At 48.9% G+C, this 19281-nt stretch carries 23 protein-coding genes; 1 reads left to right on the forward strand and 22 read right to left on the reverse strand.

The genetic code is table 11. From position 1 onward, the window contains the following. From PWYN_RS29800 to PWYN_RS22735, 14 genes are all read right to left on the reverse strand, one after another. Positions 1–4173, reverse strand: a complete 4173-nt coding sequence (locus PWYN_RS29800; RefSeq protein WP_052088304.1) for a lysozyme family protein — start codon at positions 4171–4173, stop codon at positions 1–3. Positions 4174–4213: 40 nt separating this feature from the next. Beyond that, positions 4214–4339, reverse strand: a complete 126-nt coding sequence (locus tag PWYN_RS30350; RefSeq protein ID WP_276203435.1) for a hypothetical protein — start codon at positions 4337–4339, stop codon at positions 4214–4216. An 11-nt stretch (positions 4340–4350) separates the two neighbouring features. After that, on the reverse strand, positions 4351–4761 hold the full coding sequence (locus PWYN_RS22680; protein ID WP_036656564.1) for a hypothetical protein: 411 nt from the start codon (positions 4759–4761) through the stop codon (positions 4351–4353). 88 nt (positions 4762–4849) lie between these two features. After that, complete coding sequence (locus tag PWYN_RS22685) at positions 4850–5056, reverse strand: hypothetical protein (RefSeq protein WP_036656567.1); 207 nt, start codon at positions 5054–5056, stop codon at positions 4850–4852. A gap of 88 nt (positions 5057–5144) precedes the next feature. After that, a complete protein-coding gene (locus tag PWYN_RS22690) occupies positions 5145–5588 on the reverse strand; it encodes a phage tail tube protein (protein ID WP_036656570.1) in 444 nt (147 codons plus the stop codon). Positions 5589–5591: 3 nt separating this feature from the next. Then, positions 5592–6944 (reverse strand): phage tail sheath subtilisin-like domain-containing protein, encoded by a 1353-nt coding sequence (locus tag PWYN_RS22695; RefSeq protein ID WP_036656572.1) that lies wholly within the window; start codon positions 6942–6944, stop codon positions 5592–5594. Then, the gene (locus PWYN_RS22700) at positions 6925–7185 is read right to left on the reverse strand and encodes a hypothetical protein (protein ID WP_036656576.1); all 261 of its coding nucleotides are present in this window, start codon (positions 7183–7185) and stop codon (positions 6925–6927) included. Before PWYN_RS22700 ends, PWYN_RS22695 begins: the two co-directional genes overlap by 20 nt. Further along, positions 7182–7676 carry a hypothetical protein gene (locus tag PWYN_RS22705; RefSeq protein WP_036656578.1) on the reverse strand — a complete coding sequence of 165 codons (495 nt, stop codon included), beginning with the start codon at positions 7674–7676 and terminating at the stop codon, positions 7182–7184. Before PWYN_RS22705 ends, PWYN_RS22700 begins: the two co-directional genes overlap by 4 nt. Further along, complete coding sequence (locus PWYN_RS22710) at positions 7673–8161, reverse strand: HK97 gp10 family phage protein (RefSeq protein ID WP_240479859.1); 489 nt, start codon at positions 8159–8161, stop codon at positions 7673–7675. The genes PWYN_RS22705 and PWYN_RS22710 overlap by 4 nt, the downstream gene beginning before the upstream one ends. Then, positions 8154–8468 (reverse strand): hypothetical protein, encoded by a 315-nt coding sequence (locus tag PWYN_RS22715; RefSeq protein ID WP_240479813.1) that lies wholly within the window; start codon positions 8466–8468, stop codon positions 8154–8156. Before PWYN_RS22715 ends, PWYN_RS22710 begins: the two co-directional genes overlap by 8 nt. Before the next feature lie 8 nt (positions 8469–8476). Beyond that, positions 8477–8863, reverse strand: coding sequence for a DUF3199 family protein (locus tag PWYN_RS22720; RefSeq protein ID WP_036656586.1), 387 nt, complete (start codon positions 8861–8863; stop codon positions 8477–8479). Further along, on the reverse strand, positions 8841–9146 hold the full coding sequence (locus tag PWYN_RS22725) for a Rho termination factor N-terminal domain-containing protein (RefSeq protein ID WP_036659097.1): 306 nt from the start codon (positions 9144–9146) through the stop codon (positions 8841–8843). The genes PWYN_RS22720 and PWYN_RS22725 overlap by 23 nt, the downstream gene beginning before the upstream one ends. Next, positions 9146–10093 (reverse strand): xkdg, encoded by a 948-nt coding sequence (locus tag PWYN_RS22730; RefSeq protein WP_036656588.1) that lies wholly within the window; start codon positions 10091–10093, stop codon positions 9146–9148. The genes PWYN_RS22725 and PWYN_RS22730 overlap by 1 nt, the downstream gene beginning before the upstream one ends. Before the next feature lie 21 nt (positions 10094–10114). After that, positions 10115–11350 (reverse strand): XkdF-like putative serine protease domain-containing protein, encoded by a 1236-nt coding sequence (locus PWYN_RS22735; protein ID WP_036656590.1) that lies wholly within the window; start codon positions 11348–11350, stop codon positions 10115–10117. 64 nt (positions 11351–11414) lie between these two features. Between PWYN_RS22735 and PWYN_RS22740 the strand changes: the two genes are divergently transcribed. Beyond that, a complete protein-coding gene (locus PWYN_RS22740; RefSeq protein ID WP_036656593.1) occupies positions 11415–11702 on the forward strand; it encodes a hypothetical protein in 288 nt (95 codons plus the stop codon). On the opposite strand, the gene PWYN_RS22745 is transcribed toward PWYN_RS22740, so the two are convergent. The 8 genes from PWYN_RS22745 to PWYN_RS22780 all read right to left on the reverse strand — a co-directional run bounded on the left by PWYN_RS22745 (position 11703) and on the right by PWYN_RS22780 (position 19187). Next, complete coding sequence (locus tag PWYN_RS22745; protein ID WP_036656596.1) at positions 11703–12533, reverse strand: phage minor head protein; 831 nt, start codon at positions 12531–12533, stop codon at positions 11703–11705. Next, positions 12526–13998: a phage portal protein gene (locus PWYN_RS22750; RefSeq protein WP_036656600.1), complete on the reverse strand. Its 1473-nt coding sequence runs from the start codon at positions 13996–13998 to the stop codon at positions 12526–12528. The genes PWYN_RS22745 and PWYN_RS22750 overlap by 8 nt, the downstream gene beginning before the upstream one ends. A gap of 3 nt (positions 13999–14001) precedes the next feature. Continuing rightward, on the reverse strand, positions 14002–15318 hold the full coding sequence (locus tag PWYN_RS22755; protein ID WP_052088307.1) for a PBSX family phage terminase large subunit: 1317 nt from the start codon (positions 15316–15318) through the stop codon (positions 14002–14004). Further along, on the reverse strand, positions 15299–16213 hold the full coding sequence (locus tag PWYN_RS22760; RefSeq protein WP_084146884.1) for a phage terminase small subunit-related protein: 915 nt from the start codon (positions 16211–16213) through the stop codon (positions 15299–15301). The genes PWYN_RS22755 and PWYN_RS22760 overlap by 20 nt, the downstream gene beginning before the upstream one ends. 84 nt (positions 16214–16297) lie before the next feature. Then, positions 16298–16771 (reverse strand): hypothetical protein, encoded by a 474-nt coding sequence (locus PWYN_RS22765; RefSeq protein ID WP_157261244.1) that lies wholly within the window; start codon positions 16769–16771, stop codon positions 16298–16300. A gap of 98 nt (positions 16772–16869) precedes the next feature. After that, complete coding sequence (locus tag PWYN_RS22770) at positions 16870–17079, reverse strand: hypothetical protein (RefSeq protein ID WP_036656603.1); 210 nt, start codon at positions 17077–17079, stop codon at positions 16870–16872. Positions 17080–17214: 135 nt separating this feature from the next. After that, positions 17215–18519: a site-specific DNA-methyltransferase gene (locus tag PWYN_RS22775; protein WP_036656607.1), complete on the reverse strand. Its 1305-nt coding sequence runs from the start codon at positions 18517–18519 to the stop codon at positions 17215–17217. 65 nt (positions 18520–18584) lie between these two features. Next, on the reverse strand, positions 18585–19187 hold the full coding sequence (locus tag PWYN_RS22780) for a hypothetical protein (RefSeq protein WP_052088308.1): 603 nt from the start codon (positions 19185–19187) through the stop codon (positions 18585–18587). Positions 19188–19281 lie beyond the last annotated feature (94 nt).

Below are 19281 nucleotides of genomic sequence, written 5' to 3' on the forward strand. Positions count from 1 at the left end.
CTACCCCCCACTCTCTAGGGCTTTATATAACTCTTCACCAAAGATCTTTCGGAAGAGTGATCGGCCCTGCGGGCTTGTTAACATTTTTGCAAATTCTGTGAAATTGGTAATGCCTTTCGCCAACTCACCAAAATCAATATTAATATTCTCAATCACAATGTCACGAATCGCAGCAGGCGCTTGAGCCAGCGTTTTCGCTACAGGGATGCTTGTGGATCTCATGCCTACAGCGCCGCCATCAGCATACGGCCGTGCGCCGAGTAAACTGCCGGCTTGCTCCCATAAGGCCATCCCTCGGTTTCTCCTCTGCCGGGAAAGAGGAATGATCATCTCCGGCCCAGCTTCGCCAACCAGCCCCATATGTGGACCACTGATCAGGCCACCGTCAGCATATTTTTTCTTCTTTCGTCTTTTTCTTCGACCAAAGAAACCTGAAATACCATCGTAAAGCTTTGTACCTAACTTCTCGCCACCAAAGGTGCCAATAAGACCACCAATTGCACCACCGATCGCAGTTCCGACACCGGGCATCAGGAAAGTCCCTAACAATGCTCCTGTTGCCGCACCACCGAGAACGCCGCCCGCCACCCCACCTACTACCTTAGCGGCTTGACGACCACGTGTGCCTTTCTTAGCAAAGGCGATATCCCATGCATCCATGGCGTAGCCAACCGGTCGGACAACCTTGCCGAGCAGTTGGCTGCCTTTCGCGAATGTTCGTACCTTTGCTGCCTGTCTTCGAAGTTGGTGGCCTGTTGCCCGGACCTTATACGCATCGGTGAGGCTATTGGACTTGCTCATAGCTTTGGTGTACCGCTTAATCCCTTGACGCTTTACCTGCTCTAATGAACCGTGTATCCCTTCGGCATAACCAGCCCCGTACCCGATGTTGTCGTTGTTATCGTCAATATAAGATTTGGCCTTAAATACATTTGTTCGGAGTGGCTGCGCGCCCACAATTCCACCGTTTGCATATGCCCGAACGCCGAGGCGTTCTCCCGCCTGCTCCCACAACTCAACACCGCGCTTTCTTCGCCCTGCGGAAAGCGGAATAATTGCTTCTGGACCTGCCTCACCGACTAAACCAAGATGAGGACGATTTATAACACCGCCGTTGGCGTAGGCTGCGCCACCACTGGATCTTGAACTATTCGAGCTACCACCCAATCCAGTACCAGAGGAAACTGACGATGAAGCGGTCATCATGCTCTTTAGCATACCGCCTGCTTCAGTCGCTACAGAAATAAGACCCGGAAAACGACTACGAATCCCTTTGGTGATCAAAGTGATTAGGCTACTGCCCCAATTTTCACCTTGGCTCGTCATCGTCTGAATAGATAGAAGGTGCTGCTTAGTCTCGTCCGTTGCCGTTTTCACAGCAGTACCGACTCCAAGCATGCTTATGCCTGCAGCACTCGCTCCTTGAACTATACCTGTAGTGCTAGCTTTCGTCGTTACCCCGAGTAGCTCAGCCTGAATGGAAGTCTTCTTTGCAGCAGTCCCCACAGCCTCCATATTTTGCTGTGCGGCCGTCGACTCGGTGCCTTTCCACATAACCGAGATATCTTCTTTAACGGTGCTCACCGTTTGCTTGATCCCACTTTTTTCAAAGGCACCACTTACGGCAGATATCAAACCATTCTTAGCAATATCTGAACTGAACACACCGAACGTTTCCTTCAACTTCTTTTCTTTCTCAGGGGTCATACTGCCGAAGGTAACCTTGGCTTCAGGTGGTGCTTTAACAACTGGCACAGGCTCTTCCTTTTTCTTCCCTGTAATCCAATGGCCTATGGAGTAGATACCATCTACTGCTTTCTTAGTCCAACCGGCATTATCCGCCATGGAGCCGAGCTTTTCACCAATGAACCCTCCAGCAGCTGCACCAACAGCCGTTCCAATTGGTCCAGCGAGTGACCCTACGACACCGCCAATAATACCTCCGGCTGTACCACCTACCAAAGAACCGCCGCTTGAAGATATACCTTCTTTAAGTCCATCCTCCTTGGATGCCTGGTATAAGTCATACCCCGTCATACCGATCCCAGCGACTGTACCCGCTATACCTAGCGCTTTGACAGCCTTACGACCACCCTTAAGCAACCCTTTGATCACTCCACCACGTGCAGGAATATCAGGAATTACATCCGGAATGGATGAAGGGGTTGGTATTCTGCTAGAGTTTCGGTAAATGACCCGACCCCGTCTTGGGGCTACATCAGGTATTGTATCTGAATCTGGTAAGTTTGTTCTTCGTGTACCTCGTCGAGCACTGATGGAGCCTCCTGTAGTACGGCTATCTATGGTGCTACGGTTGATTCTTCTGGTGCTACCAGTTCGTCCTCTTCTACTCCTTCGACGACTCTGACTTCCTCTTTGGCTGCCTAGTCCTCCCCTAGCCTCGTTAAGATATACAATACTAGCATTAACCGTCATGGACGATACTGAGCTCATTCCACCCAACCCACTACTAGAACTTCCTGTACCCCCTCGCCGAAGTGTGAATCGTCGTCGGGTTGGTGTACCCACTTCTTGGACCGGTGTAGGAGATGGTCCAACGTTACCCGAATTGAACCAACCACGGACTTTTTTAGTACCTATAATTGTGTCGTTAATAATTCCTTTTCCAAATTTAATTCCTTTTATAGCCGCAATACTACCACCTATAAGAAGTAAACTAGTGTTTATTGTTGAAAAATGATCGCTATAGATACTCGTAATCCCACTAACGAACCCAACAACTTTAGAGCCTAGTTCCTGTATATCGTCCTTATTCTCTGTAATAAGAACATTGAATTCCTTAAGTGCTGGAAGAACAGCAGTCGAGATATTTGCCCCTAACTCCTGCATTTGTTGGTCAATCTGAGCACGCGTTTGGATGATGCCTTGCATCGGATTGGCAGCTTGTTGAGCCTTCACCATTGCATCTGTAGTACCGGATATGCCGGTAGGCGCAGGTTGAAATGGTACCTGAAAGGTCTTCAGAACAGCACTACCATTGTCTTCAGCTGCTGCAGATCCAAGGGAGACGAGCGACGCTTTAAGCTCACTCTGCGTCTGGCTGGCTAAGTCAGCGACCAAAGCCATCAGAGCGCCTTTAGCCCGCTGCTCTTCTCCTGAGTTGATATCCCCGGTAAATGTAGCAGCCTGCCTAGCAGCCTCATCTTTGCCAGCTCCACGAAGCGTGAAATACTTCTCCATGTCCCCGGAGTCCAAAGCTTTAACGCCAAACGTCTCTTTAATAAAATCCGCTGGTTTGTCAAAGTTAAAGCTGCCTTCCTTTACACTTTGCGTTAAGAAGTTAGCCATTTGTCCCGAATTGGCGCCGGTGTTTTTGAAATATCCGCTATATTCCCAGAAGGTATCGAATAAATCCTGTTGTCGATCACCGACTTCTTTGTACGCATACATCATGCTATCCGCTACGGATCCGTAAGACTCTTTAAATGTGTCTGCCGACTGAGCAAGTGCCCGATTTATCTCTTCAGATCCTGAATCAGGACGGATAAATTGCATCTTTGCAGAAGCACCTAGAAATTCACTGGTCTGTGATTTGTCCCTTACCAAAGGAGCTAAGTCGGCTAATTGCTTAGCGCCTTCGGTTTGAGAAGGAATAAGTCCTTGGGCATGCAACGTATTAACCGTTTGAAGACCTTTCAAGCGCACATCAGCGGGTAATAGAGCCGCACTCCGTGAAGCCACGGAATTATAATCTATCGCACCGCTAAACATGGCGTCCTTCAGTCCACCCCCAAGTAACATGGCTCCCGCTGTCATCGCAATTGTCGATATCTTGGATGAAATACCATCAAGGACCGGACTTACTTCATCTCGCGCGCGAAGATGCACACGAGAATCACTCATACCCCTGATCTCAGCGTCCGCGCGGGAAATCGAATGCCTCAGATCATCCGCACCACCGCGAGCCCTCCGGAAGATATCGTCAACGTTGGTTCTTCCCAGCCTGCGGGTTTCATCTGCAGCATCTCCGATACGACTACCTAAATCGTCTGCAGCACTCCGTGACCTTCGGAGATCTGACACCAGGTTGTCACCCAGCTGCCCTGAAGCGCGCCGAAAATCCAGTAAATCATCGGTCGCACCACGCAGCGCCGTTCGGATATTCCGGACAGCACCGGAAATAAGGTCCCGTGCTTCGAACGGGACCGTCACTTTTGATGTTGCTGCTATGATTATTCACCTCCAACCCGCTTTACTTCTTTGCCAAACGTTTCGCTTCTTCTTCGGCAATCATGCCCGCAGCAAGACAGAAATAATACTGCCGCTGCTTGTCCACTTCATAAGGAAGGATCTCAGCCGGCAGTCGCTTCTGGTTCATCCAAAAGGATGCTACCCAGCTTGCTTCTCCGTCTTGCTTGATGAGTTTTTTGCCTCTTTCAGCAGCGCATCCTTTGTCTCCTGGAATTTGTTCACGGCTTTACTTAGCTCTGCATAGTCCGCAGGGTTGTCCAGGAGGCGCGGTGGCAGCTCATATTTGCTGATGCACTTATAGGCTTTAAGTAGCTCGGTGTTATTCCAATCAAATTCATGCTCCGTTGCTTTGACGATCATGACGTCAATCTCATTGAAGGATTCCTTTGGGTCACCATTTTCCTCGTAAGCCAGTTCATACGAACGTCGTACCTCGATGGTAGTCAGGCGGCGGACAGACCAATCTTCGCCGTCAGCTGTAATTAAAATCGTATCATCTTTGCGGCCCTCTTTGCCTTTGGACAGATATTTCTCTAATTTATCGCTCATTTCTATTTCCTCCTAAATTTTCGTTCCTTGAAGACCAAAAAGCCGCCTTTTCCAAGGCAGCGATTGTTGTCTTTAAGCCTATGTGTTTCTACTTCACTAAAATTTTCACAGCGGCATTCAATCGTTTTATCGTTTCTGTGCCAACCCATCCACCTGCACTTGCCAGTATAACATTATGAAAAAGCTTCATAGCCAGAGAGTATGTCATTGTCCCGATTATTATCTCTATAACAAAGAATCGCATAATATCTCCAGTGGTTATAATGTAAACTTTAAACTCTTGATTTTGAAACATGGGTCATATCAGCCACCTTTGAGGGGTTTATATAACCCATATGCTTCAAGCTGATTGTCCAATGCTAGGAGCATTTAGAAGGGGATTCTTACGCCATATAACCAGGGAACTGCTCAATGAAATCAAAATCATTTGCGGTACCTGACAGTGTAATATCAATCCCGTTATTATCGTCGATCTTAGCAACCAGAAGATCCATATCATCATGAATATGCACGCCGCTAATCATCACCCGCTCCACGTTACCGGTCTGCATATCCTGAAGAGAGCCGGTAATGCGTTCCAGGAACATGGTCTTACCCGCTTTAAAATCTTGCAGCAGCCGATAACGTAGCTGAGACTCCAGCTTTGACATCACCAGTTTCACAGTGATTTCATACCCAACGATCTGCTTCGTCTTGGACATCTTTCGCGCGCGGATAATATCCAACGTCTCCGGCTTCAAAATGACCTCAATCTCTTTGATGGTCTGTATTGTATCACCGTTGTCATCCTGAACGGATAAGTTACGGCCAATCAGTTCGCGTTCCATGGACTACGCCACCTCCCAGTCAATATTAAATATTTCAATCGCATCAAGAGGTTTAGCGGACAAAGAGAAGTAGGCATAATCCGCATCGCTAACCTTCGTTGGATGCTCCGTAAAAGTGAATTCAGAACTAATCGCTTTTTGCTGAGCGCGAGTCTTCAGGTAACTGACAACCGCAGCGATAAATAACCCCCGGCCATCCTTATCATTATCCAGCTTGGCCTTATTCACCTTGCCGGCGCTATAAATATCATTCAGCAACTGATCGATCGTCATAGACACACGAATCTTTCCAAAGTCCTCCCGTTCCCCGGCACCCAGTGTGGTAAGAGTATTCACCCCAGACTCAATGATGTAGTCATACCCATCACGAGTGGCCATAAGAGTTCCTTCCGCGAGGCCTTTCAGAACCTCACTATGGCTCCAGTCTACCTTCGCCTCTGCCATCGGCACTTTTACCCCGGTGAAGGATTTATTCGCTGGTGTACCTGCTGCCAACCCAGCCACCCAAGCACCCCACTGCAAGGAGTCATAACTTTTGCCGTTGGTATGCTCCCCGGCCAAAGAGCAGTTAATGATAAAGCGAGCATTCATGGCACGGCTCCGGGTATTGTGAGCCTCGATATCATCGTCGGAAACTGCTGCCCCAACAACAACCATCTGTGCCAACTTACGAGCCTTGCTGCGACGATCTAGCAGCCACTGCTTGGCGGCTGCCTGAACAGCAGCGTCAGACGAAGGCAAATACACAACATCAAACACCAAACCGTCAATTCGGTTAAAGATGCCGCTCCAATTAGCTGCTGTGATGGCTGCAGTACCCGACACTCCCCCGATCAGTTTGGTATATGCGACATCGGCCAGCGCCGTTGCACCGGTATCTTTGAACCGAACCATGTTGGACTTTTTAAGAGCTTCGACAGCTTCCGCTTTATCAGCTACAAGGAAGGTCTCAGTATCATAAATTCCTTTCACGTCCCGGATCAAGATCTCTTTCTTTGCGGCGTCCACCAGGCTGGCTCGAATCATATATTCGAAATCGTTCCCCCGCGTTCCGGGATAACGGGCCTCAATTGTGTAGCTGCTGGCCACTGCAACGGAAGCTGCCACCTCATTGCCATTGGTAACGCGGTACCCGACAACGGTCGCCCCGTTCTCCGCTGCCAGCTCCAATTCGTCTACCAGCAATCCGGATTCCTTGAATCGTTCCGACTGATCCGTCATATCCACAGCTTTGTTCGGCAAGCCCCACTCCGCCTGATATGGCACCAGCACACGGCCGGAAACCGACAGGACGCGTGACTTCGCAACCGCCTGCAGCTCCACATAGGCGCCGGGTCTACTCCGTTGTATCGACATTTACTATTTCCTCCTTTGTTGTCCGACCCAAATAGGCCTCCACTTTCTGAATGACTTCCTGCTGCGACAGCAGTGCATCATCCACACAATCAAAAAGAGCGCCGGCGATTTCAAAGCGTTCCCGCTTCAAAACCACTGCGCTCTCAATCCATTCCTGCTTATACCGTTTGTTCACATCCTCCGCTACTGTCACCGGCAGGCTGGACGGCTGCGGATGCTGTATTCGCTTGTTGCTGCTCATGCCTGTTGCTCCTCTCCTTCGTAATTCGTATAGAAATCGTTAATCTTGGCGACTGGACTGCCGTCAATGTTTACAAGCAGCTTCGGAACATGCAGCAGATATGAATACCTGAAGGTTACTTCCATCCGGTCAGTCAGTGGCCGCATGCGCGGAGCCTCGATCACCATCATAATGCCGAAGCGCTGTGAAGCCACGCAGAACCGCCGCTGGCGAAGGTACAGGAAGAAGGGAGATAAGTGCAAGGGGACCGGCTCTCCGGCGTCCTCTGCCCCGCTACGATCGCTGTCGTAGTGAAAGACCAGGCCCACATCCTCAATGATTCGGTCTGCACGCGGAGTGTGCGCCTTATCGGACACCAGGTCCGTTTCGATGAACACGCTGGGACGATCAAACTGCCCGGCCAGCCAGAGGGAACGATCCCGAAGAATCGGCAGTTCCGGATAGACCTGCTGCACGAGTTCTGCCCAGGCTTTTAACCCAACATCCATCATGACAGCATCCTCCCGAGCTCTTTCTCCAGCCGTTTCATGATCAAAGCATTCATCCCGCCTTCCAGCTCCTTTACAGCAATATCAAAGTAATGCCGGCCAATGAATGAACGCGGCTTTGCCATAAATCCGGACTTCGCGCGAGGGTCATAGACAAATGTGCCATTCGTTGCCCAATACCCGGGAACAAAGTGCGCATTGTGGATGGTGTAACCGTCATTAAGATGACGCGCATAAGGAAGGTTTGAACCCACTTCGATCGAAATGGAATTCCTATCAACGTCCCACTCCCATACATTTCCGTCTTCCCCGCGGGTAAAAGAGTTCCACATTGTACCGGTATCAATGAGGTCCTGCTTATCAACTTCATCAATGATCAAGTTCAGCAGCGTCTCTCCTACCGCTTCCGCAATGTTCCGGAGGATCTGATTCACACCTTCGTCACTCAACTTCTTGAACTTCTTAGCCAGGCCGTCAAAGTCATGCATGTTCACTGCCTTTCACCTCACAGGTCACCAATAACTCACGCCAGTAACGGCGCGGATTGGAGTCAATCACCAGATATTTACGTCCGAACAGCAATACTTCGTCGCTGATCCGGACGTCCGCTGTCTTAGGAACCCCAATTGTCTTTTTGATAATGTATATGACAGGAGTGGATTCTGTCTTAGCATCAGTCTGCGTTTTAACAACGAAACACTTCAGATCTTCGATCTTTCCCGCCTTCCGATCACTGAACAGGTTATCTGCATCCTTCTGGCGGCCGAGTCGGTAAACCGCCAGCGGGGTATTCATTCGGTGATTCATAACAAATAGGCCGTAATGTTCCCATCATCCGGCCCTGCCTGCTGTTTCTTGACCCACAGAAAGAGAATAGAATCCACATCGGCGTTTCCGGTGGTCTTCCCTTCCACTGCCTGCCGTGTGTATGTCCAGGCACCGTCACTTTCCGCTGAATAACCGCGGGCAACGGAAGCCAGGTATTCCTCACTGTCTTGCAGGGCCAGAGATTCCGCCAGCTTCACCCAGGCCAGCATGAGCTGCTTGTCTGCTACTTCTGGGAAAGCAACGGGCAAATACAACTCGATACGAGTCTGAGCATCATCAATATACTGTTCCAATTGCTCGGGAGTGGCCTCCTGTACAGCGCTGACACGGCTGCGACTCTTAAGGAGTGTCGTTGTTAGCATCCAGCTGTCCTTTGCCTTCCAGCGCCTTCAGTGCGGCCAATAATTCCGGTTTCTTCAAGTCACTGAATCCCTCAATGCCCGCTACCTTCGCTTTGTCCTTCAGCTGTACCACCGATAGGTCCTCTAAGGGAATCACCTTCTCCTCCTGAACTTCGAAATCTGAGAGATTACGAAAATGCTTCAGGACAGACTCACTCTCTACGAGGATCGGTAAGACAGGTTCAAACCGGATACTATGCAGCCGCAGGGAGGCGTTCTTCCCTCTGTAAGTGACGTACGCCATTAAAACTCCACCCCTTCCACATAAGCCAGAGCTTGCGGCTCTTCGAAAATCGAATCATAATCAGAATGGATTGCGTAAAAGCGCTTATCAGTCCAGATCGCTTCCTTGCCTTCAGTTGTCTTACGAATCTGCATATCATAGGTATGGACCATCACAAAATTCGGCTGATAAGTAAAGAGAATGGCTCCTTCCGGCATACTCCATACATCCTCGACATCATAGGCATTAACTTTCTTGACACCACCAGTGATCTGAAGTTGTATCGAAGCGCTAGTGTCCTTTTCTGCCAACTTCTGAAGCCGCTTGCTGAAGGTGTTAGGATGCATAAAGTATTTAAATACACCACTAGCACGGTGACGAGTTGGAATTGCACGTTCTACCTCAAACAAAATCCCTAATTTCTCAGCAGCCGTTAGAGTGGCCCAGTCCAAGTAATGACCGGTGGTTCGTGCCTTTTTTAACCAACCGTCATTCATGGACAAGAACTCATAATCAGGGTCAGTGTTCAGGGTATCAATGTCACCATTAAACCCGATATCCTGCATATTCTCGCCGTAATTGTTTGCCATAGCCCGCATGATGACTTCTTCAGCATTTTGTCCGCGAACCCGTTGAGTCTGCCGAATAAATTCTTCGGTAATGTCAAAAGGTAGCACCACTGGCTCCACCGAATATGGAATCTGTGGAAAGGTCAGTCCCGGTGTGTTGGATGCCATAACATTCTCTTTTTTACTGCGCATGTTCCGGCCCCGTACACCTACTTTGTCGATGGTCCCTTTGGAACTCTTCCGGTTTTCATGACGAATACCTTTAAGGAAGCCGTTGGCTTCATATGCCATATCGGTAAAGGCTTCGACTTCCTGATAATTTAAAGCATTCTGATCCATCGGTGTAACGATGGTAGATTTCTGGATGCTGGCACTGGCGATATTACCGTTTGTTCTCATGATTTGCATTCCCCCTTTGATTTACAAGAAGCGTCCGAAACTTACGGCGCTACCTGACTTTTGGATCTCTTCTTCATCACCCTGCGCGGAAGCACCGCGGCTATTTTTTACCATTTGCACATCAGCTGCCAGCGTCTGCATCTGCTCACTCAGCGGTGCAAGAGCCTTGGTAATGGCATCTGTGATTGCCGTTTCTTCTGCAGTCGCAGCCGGAGCGACACCGCCTGCAGGTTGCTCTCCCTCGACACCTTCCTCTTTTTTCAGCTCCGCAATCTCTGCTGTAAGGCCTTCTACCTGCTTAGCGATTGGAGCCAGTGCGGCCGTTACAGCCTTGGCGATATCTTCAGCTTTCAAATCGTATTCCTCCTTTGGCTCCTCCTCTACGGGAGCCGTTTTATTTTTCAATTCAGTTAAAGCTGCAATCGCCTCATCTATATGCTTCAAGTTTCCGGCTGATATTTTCTTCCCGGCCTTTGCTATCTGCTCCGGCGGCTTGCCGATGGCTTTGATGATGTCTTCCTTGGTCAGCACATCCTCGGCAATATCAACAAAGTCCTGTAGCGCCTCCCGGATGGCCTCCGGATCGGTTTCCAGGCCGCTCTGCCAGCTGTCCCAATTAAAAAGAACCGAGTTGAGGGCATCCTGCGCCGCCCAAAATTCTCGGTTCTTCCGGTTCTTATGGTATTTGTCAGCGACCGCGCCCTTCTCGATCAGGCCCAGCGCTTTGGCTATCCGGCTCAAGATTCCCTTGGATACCTCCTCTTCCTCCCCGATCTCTTCCCGCTTCCCGACACCCCACATACTGAAGCCGGTGATCTCGCCTTTCTTGATGGCTTCCCAGGTGTCGTCGTCCGTCACTTTCACGGCCGCCACCCAGGAGCCCTTCACGATCTGCTGATCACCAAGCGTCATGTCGCAAGGAGCGATGTACGACTCAATGACAAATCCCTTGTCGGCTTCGAGATCGTGCTGCTTGTCGATGTTGTAGGTGTGCTGCTTCTCCATGAAGAGATGGGCTGCCTTCTCGATCTCGACTTCGTCCATTTGATCGTCATGTGCGTCTGCCACATCCGGCTGGTACACCACGCCCTTAACGATCAGCTTATCATCGTCAATCTTGGCGATCTGGACCTGCTTTTGAATAACACCGGCTTTGTTGGCTTTCTGAGCCTTGATGATAGCAAAGGGTACGCCGTTGGCTCCCTTGTCCACTAGGGAAATGTGCGTAATCTTTGCGTCCTTCAGTTTGAAAGTCATGTTTTGTTCTCACCTCCTTCCAAGTGTATATGGTACAATAATCCAAAAACAAAGGAGTTTTTTTATGTCTTTGAAATGGACCCCAATTGAAAATGCTAAAGTTATCGGAATGTTGCCAGAGTACAGAGTATTATTTAAAAAACACAACTCATCTTTCGCCGCTATTGAAATCGCAAAAACACTCATCGCTGAAGACAAAATAGGTGTGTTTGATAAACGAAAATCTAATGTTAATGATTTAAACGCAACTATAGGGGCACACATCACTCGGATGAATGATATTGCTTCGGGTAAGATAAAACCTGAATATGGTGATGAGCCCAATTGGGCCGGATGCTTTCCCGAAGAATAATTATTCCATTATTGCCTGCATCGTACAACGGCAACGAATAATCTCCTCGGGACGTCCTGCAGGATCACCAGGAAACATCAGTTTGCTTTTCCCAACCTCAAACGGCTCGTCAAGTGCTCTGACCTGGCCGTTTGCTTTCTTATGACTCTTGCGTGTACGATCGCCCTTTGAAGACCGCCACTTCTTGCCGTTGACGACCTCCGATTGCTTCCATCCTTCCAGTTTCCCGCCGTTGGCAGCCGCCGTGCTCATGGTTCGGGAAACTGTAATGGCCCGTTCCATTGTAAAAGGTCCTGCATCACCTTTGGCAGCCGCTGCGCTGATCTCACGTACCAGCAGCGCCCGATCGGAAGGTGTCTTGCCCTCCTTGATCGCCTTCTGAAAGGCACGAGTCATGGTGTCCTTAGAAGTGCCATTCATATCGGGAACAAGCTTCTGCAGGTTCTTAGCAAACCGTGAAGCAGCCTTATTCTTCGTGGACCACGTTTTCTCATTACTAAGAACCGAGAGCTCTGATTCCCCGGCCAGGTGATACAGCGGTGTAAAGGCATCATATACTGCCTGCTCGAATTGGATGGTAAACAAATCACCGTTCTGAACGGACACCAGTACCTTGCCCAGCTCCCCGATATCAATCAGCAGATCCTCGCTCAATTCCTCAATGGCATCATGCAGGGCCTTCCCCTGCAGTTCAAGAATCTCGACAATCAGGTTCTCTCCCTGCTTATATAGCTCCTCCAGCACGACCCGTTCCGCATTTGTCAGCTCCAGACTGTCCAGAAACTCAGTATCATCCGCTTTAGCGATCCGCTCCCAGCATTCCTTACACATGTCCCTCGGCCTCCTCATGGCTCTGACACAGCAGGCGCTTGGCAATAGTAGCCACACGATCCTGCATATCATCCCCATCGGTATCTGGAATCGTCAGCGCCGGCTGGCTGTTCATAAGCTGCGCAATCGGGGTATCCAGGTACTCCTCGCTGTATTTAGACTCATCAATGGTTGTGTCCAGAACTTCCTCGGCTATCGGAATCAGATCCCGGACCAGCATGATGCCTCGGTCTGCGATAAAGTCTAGAAGTGCCTTGCGGTCTTCGGGATCGATGATGCGCGGCCCTCGCAAGGTCGCCCGCACGCGGAAGATACCCATGGCCGGGAATAAACGTTTGTTGAATATCTCATCCATGATCCACTTGCGATACGGTTCAAAGACCTGCTCCTCTGCAAATCGTAGGGCGGCCTGAGCTGTGGCGCGGTTGTAATCGGAGCTCTGTCCGACCAGAATTGGTGGCAGACGGAACGCAGATAGGATATCGGCTTTTTTGTCCTTTCCGTATTCTAGAAAGAGCGCATCCTGCTGAAGTAGATCGTTTAGCTTATCCAGCTTAATGGATACCTTCTCGACCTTTTCATCTAGTGGCCCGCCGGTCTCTTCCCCCAAGGCTTCTAAATAGAGAATGCCACCCTGAGATTGTGAACCCTTAACGTTTTTAAGTAGCTCCATGGATTGCTTCGTCAGCCGGCCATTGGTAACGGTCAGTAGCATGGACAGCATGCGGCCATTGCTGAAGTAGGAAACGTTGAGCTCCTCGGCCTCTCGGCTGCCGACCACGCCCGGCGCATTCCCAAACCAACGGGGTTCACCATATGGACCGTCATTGCCCAGCTTCAGGGGGATAATCTGATTACCTTGACCCTCTGTTCCGAACGGCCGGAACCATACCACTGACTGCCCGCGCTTCATAGCATACTTCCGGGAGTAAATATCCTGAGAAAACTCCTCGACCTTCTTCGATGACCGGATCAGCCGCTTACGCTTAATCGTCACCTTATCTGTCTCCCGGGTACAACGCACGAACTTAGGATTGATCCGGTACAGTGTAGGGAACTCACTGCCTGCAGGCCAGGCGACCTCTACATTCGCATTCCCGCTGCTTTCAATATCCTCAATCAAAGAGCTGATGATCTCATCCGGTGTATCCTCCAGGTTGCAGGTCTCCAGAAACTTGTCAGCTCTGTTCCACTCCTCCAGTGCCGTCTGGTCGCTCTCCCCCGGAATATACTCCAAGGCAATACCGTAACCCGCAATGTTCCGCCTGTACGCTTCAATGCACTGCGGGATGATGTTACTGTTCTTGACCAGCAGCTTGCAGGATGCAGGGTCATTGCCTGGAGGGAACGGCAGCAGCCCATGCTGATCGTAGAGGTTTTCAAAGCTATCCGGCAGTTGCGCACTGGAAGGGATATGTCGGTCCTCTGCTTTGGATATCTGGAACCACTGAGCTTCACCGCTCATGTGTTACACCCACCCCACATCATGATCTGATCGCTCCTCTCTGTCCTTTTTCCGCTGCTTCACACGCTGCAGCAGGTAATCCGTATGGATACCATAGCGGCGAGCGTCACAGGTATGGTCATTTTGCTTAATGGGCTTGTCCTCGCCCCGCTGTGCCGCTTTTTCGTCCCAAACGTAAGACACCAACTCCATTAGGGAATTGGTGTTATCAGCACAGATATATAATTCATTGCGCTGGAACCGGTTGGACACGGTTTGAATTCCATCCAACACCGTATTCACAGCAGCCCGGATGTTGGCAATACCCCGCTTCTGCAACTCAATAATAAAAGCCTTTGCTGACGGGTCAATGAAGATTGCATACTCATCGCCGTCAAGAAAGGCTTCCAGGTCATCAGCGTATTCGCCATTTGTTTTCTCACCCTTGCGGCGAATGTTGTGATAATACTCATCCAGCTCATAATAGATGTTCCCGAGGACTCCGTATTTCAGGAACGCTGTCGGGTTATTGGCCCCGTAGTCGATACAAATGAACTTACGGTCAAACTTGGCCGGGAACCAGTCCCGCGCCTTCTTATGGATGGCATCTTCGAACTTTGAGAAGATAACCCCTTCAGCCATAACCCAAAGACCTCGAATGAAACGGTCATAGAAAATCCCGGTGTACCTCCGCCGATACCGTTCGCGCACCCGCTCGGAGAGTGAAAGATTGTCCTCCATTGTAAAATGTATATGCAGCGCATTTTGCTTCTGAAGCTGGTTTAACCACTCCACCTTAAACCAGTGATAGGGTCCTCCAGGATTGCAATTGAACCAAAGTTTTGCACCGTCAATTGAGCAGCGTGCTGTCGCCTGATCTACAAAAGATTTCGGCATCAGCGCAACCTCATCAAAAAACATTCCTGCAAGCGTAATACCCTGAATCAAGTCTTGGGAGCGTTCATCCTTACCGCCGAAGAGGAAAAACTGGTTACTGACCAGCCCTCTGGATATCGTTAGGACGTTCTCAGTCTTGTTGTCATGAATCTGGTAACCGCGGCTAGCTAACATCCTTTTCAGCGATCCCACGACATTCCGTCTTAGTGCACCTATCGTCTTGCCGGCCAATCCGAATTGCTCACTGTGAAATGTCTCCGTCGCCCAAACGATAAAGCTGAACGACATAGCCACCGTCTTGCCAGCACGAACGGAACCATCACATATAATGGCATCCTTGTCATGATGAGGACTCTCTGTCATCCACCACGTTAGCACTTGCACCTGCTTATCGGAAAAAGGCTTCCACTTGAACGTGGGAGGCTTAAGTTTCAGATTCGCCATCTTTAGCCCACACCTCCGAAGCCCTTCCCCTTAAAGCATCGATAAAGCCATCGTCCTGGATCTCGTCAGGCTCAGCGCCGCCACGCTTGATCATCAGTTCATGTTTCAGCATCTCGATTCGGACACGTTTCTCTTCGTCCGTCAGGCGGCCCTTCAGCTCAATAGCCCGTATCTTCTTGTCCTGGATGCGGGTAAGCGCCTCTTCCAGCTTCAAAATATCGTCCAGCTTACGGAAACCCTTCTCCTCGATCTTAGATTCCACCATTTCATTACGGCTATGCGGAATCTTCTTCGTGATGCCAGTCTTCTCATCGTGGATCTCTGCAACTTCCTTAATGGCCTTCATTTCATAGAGCACACTTCGCTCTGTTTCAGATAGACCATCAATCAGAACCTTTATCCGCTGCATCATACGTCGTTCACGAATGGTCAGAAGGTATAGTGATTCATTCGCTTGGGCGATTGGATTGGTGTCAACCTGATCGATGAGCTGCTGCTCGGCTTCGGTAAGAGTGTCCATCCAGATCGTTTCATGTTCACCGGTGGTGACTGCCTTGTTATTTCCGACAGGCCCACCCATACCGCCGCTGTTACCTTTGCCGTTTTGATTCCCTGGGGGAGCACCACCACGATTGCCAACAGCGTTTTTGTTCCCTTTAGGAGCGCCACGGTTATGTGGAACGTTCCCTTTACTTTCTAATGGAACGCTCCCTTTGGATTTATGTGGAACGTTCCCTTTGAGTTCGTCTTCCCAGCGGTCCAGTGACTTCCACTTTCGGACCTTGTTTTCGCCAATAAAAAGAGCAGCGGCGATGTCCTTTAGCTTCATCATTCCACTACTCGCCAGCCACATCTGCTTTGCTTTGTCCCTTTCGGGACTGCGTTCTCTGGCCATGCTACATGTCACCACCTCCAACAAAAAAGGACAAGCATTCACTTGTCCAATAGTTACTGATTTTTATTGATAAACATTAAAGTATCATGTCGACAATAGAACTTTTTTCATGAACTTATATACAGAACTAGCAAGCAAAACTAAGACTGTGTTCACCAACAACGAAGTCAAAACTGATACTATACTAGTTACATATAAATCTATACTACTAAGCATAACTATTACTGAGTTTAATAAAAGAAACATTAAATAAGGTCTGGAAATAGTTATTACATCCTTTTTCACACCACTATTCGTATTCACTTTGTTATTCACTGTAATAATAGAGAATAATAATGCCGCTAGACCTAATGCAATTGTAATATTCATAGTAGCCATAGTTTTCAGCAGCTCCCTTAATAAGGGTACAGAGGTAGCAGCATTCTCCGTTTTATAGATCCCATCACGATATAGAATACCGAAAGTACCAATTGTTATAAACAAATAACAACATCCTATAAACCAAAATATAAACCCTGCCCCTTTTTGCCTTTGTCCATGTGAAGAAGAAGCGCCCATTATATCATCCCTTATGTTTTTCTCTTAAGGATAAATCAGACCAAGACGAAAAAATGTAAGATTGGGCATATTCGCTTACTTAAAACACAAATAATAAACTACAATTCATCTTTCTGCAGCTCAATATCTATCTCAATCAACTTCTTCAGATCATCAACCGTCTTAATCTCAATCCGACCGTCCTGAAAGTCCTTTACCCACTTGGCTATGCCGGCCTTAACGATCTTCCGGTACTGTGCCTTGCTCTCAAGGATTCCGGCCATGACTTCAAGCTCATATTGCAATAAAAGTTCATCTTTTGTTCCCATTGTGTTCCCCTCGGCTTCCATGTAGTATTGGAAACGAGACAGCGGATGTCCGAAAATGCCACGCGTGGCGCGCCGCTGTCTCAGCCGGGGGATACCCTGGATGATCGGGAGGACGTTAGCGCGTCCTCCTTTTAATTATGCAACGGGATCAGAGCGATGAAGCAGCACCGGCTCTGTGCCGGTCGCAGCCTGGTACCGTAATTTAATCACATCACAAAATACCGGATCAAGCTCCATTGTCCTGCAGGAGCGATCAAGCTGATCACAGGTCATCATGGTGGAGCCGCTACCGCCAAAGAAGTCAGCAACCGTGTCCCCGCGCCTGCTACTGTTCCGAATCGGAATTGCCAGGAGTTCCAATGGCTTCTGCGTAGGGTGCACATATTTAGTCACATCCCCCTTCGAAACCTCCCAAACTGTTTCCGGAAGTGGATCTTCCGCCGGTAAGCCGGCCCGCCATACAGTGGTCTGCTTACGGTCGCCGCACCAAGCCGGAGCCTTCCCCTTCATGTGAGCATAAAACACCGGTTCATGCTTGAAGCGATACTGAGCCCAGCCGAACGTCGCTGCATTCTTAACCCAAATACATTGGCAACGAATAGTAATCCCTGCGGCGTTCATCGCGTCTTCAAACTCTCGCTGATAGGACGATGGATGGAATACATAGATTGCTGCGGTCGGTTCCATGGCCACGGCGTACTGTTCGAAGACTGCATGCAAAAAGCCCGCAAACTCCTCTGTGGGCATATCGTCGTTCATTATTGAGCTGGTGCCGGCTTCAACCAGGCGGGCAGAGCCGCTCTGCACCGCGACATTATACGGTGGGTCCGTCACAACCAGAGCAGCCTTCACCCCGTCCATCAGCTTGGCAACATCCTCAGCATCCGTAGAGTCACCACACATTAGAATGTGACGTCCGAGCTGCCACACATCACCGCGACGCGTCTCCGGCTCCTTGATCTGATCAAGAGCCCCCTGCACGTCGAAATCATCTTCAACAACCAGTTGATCGATCTCAGTATCCGGCATGCCGCCAAACTCTGTAATCAACTCACCGATCTCATCCGGATCAAAACCGGACAAAGCCAGATCCGCACCACCTTCCTGCAGCTCACCAAGCAACCGGGCCAGTGCCTCATCATCCCAGTGGCCAGATACTTTATTCAGTGCCAGATTCAACAGCCTCTCCCGCTCCGGGTCCAAGTTGACGACAGACACTGCCAGCTCTGTAAGACCCTGCTCATTGACTAGAACCTTGTATCTCTGATGACCACCGACCATGTTGCCGGTCTGTTCATTCCACACGATCGGGTCCACATAACCAAATTCGTCCAGGCTGCGTCGAAGCTTCTCGTACTCTGGATCGCCTGGCTGAAGGTTTATGCGGGGATTGTATACGGCGGGATTGATTCGCTCTACTGATATGTTTTTAATTCTCAATTCACTCTCATCCTTCATTATTTAATAGACAGAAGAAAAGCTACTCTTTTGAGTAGCTTGTAGTACTAAATATTAGTGGGTTGGTCTATTTTTTTCATCAACGCATAGTGTACATTACCAGAGTGCTCTTCTTGCATAGAAATCCAAAGCTCGTAGTCCTTGTCAATCAGTTGAACTTGGTGATGATTTAGTAGTACTACTATTTTTTCTATCCACACAGGGACTTCATTGAAGAATTTTTCATAATCTTTCTCTTTACGAAAGGGATTTGTGGCGTGTAGAATCTCCCCACACCATTTATTAAGATCAATTAAATCACTTTTCGTAAGATATCCATCAGATAATAGTTCTACAGTTCTCTGTTGATCTTCATTATATCCAGGCCTACTTGGAACTGGATAAAACTTTGGATTAACTGCAAATAAATTTCGGAGGATTTTTTTGGCATTCCAATGTTTCTTGAAGTCCCGATATTGCTTTCCATATTCCGTTTTATTCGCAGCTATAGAAGATAGAGCAATAAGTTCGATTATTTTTCTGAATTGTAAATAAATAAATTCAACATCAAATAACGAAATATTTACTTTTAGTATGTGTGACTCTATCACTTCAATTCGAGCTTTGATCTCTTCCATACACCTCAAATATTTCTCAATATCTTGATCCATCTTTCAGCCCCCTTAACCCTATACTTCGGTTAATAGTGGAAATATATTTACAAATAGATACTATAAGATACATTGGGGTAAATCAGGCATCATC

Origin of the sequence: Paenibacillus wynnii, from assembly GCF_000757885.1 — a bacterium.
GTDB lineage: Bacteria > Bacillota > Bacilli > Paenibacillales > Paenibacillaceae > Paenibacillus_AQ > Paenibacillus_AQ wynnii.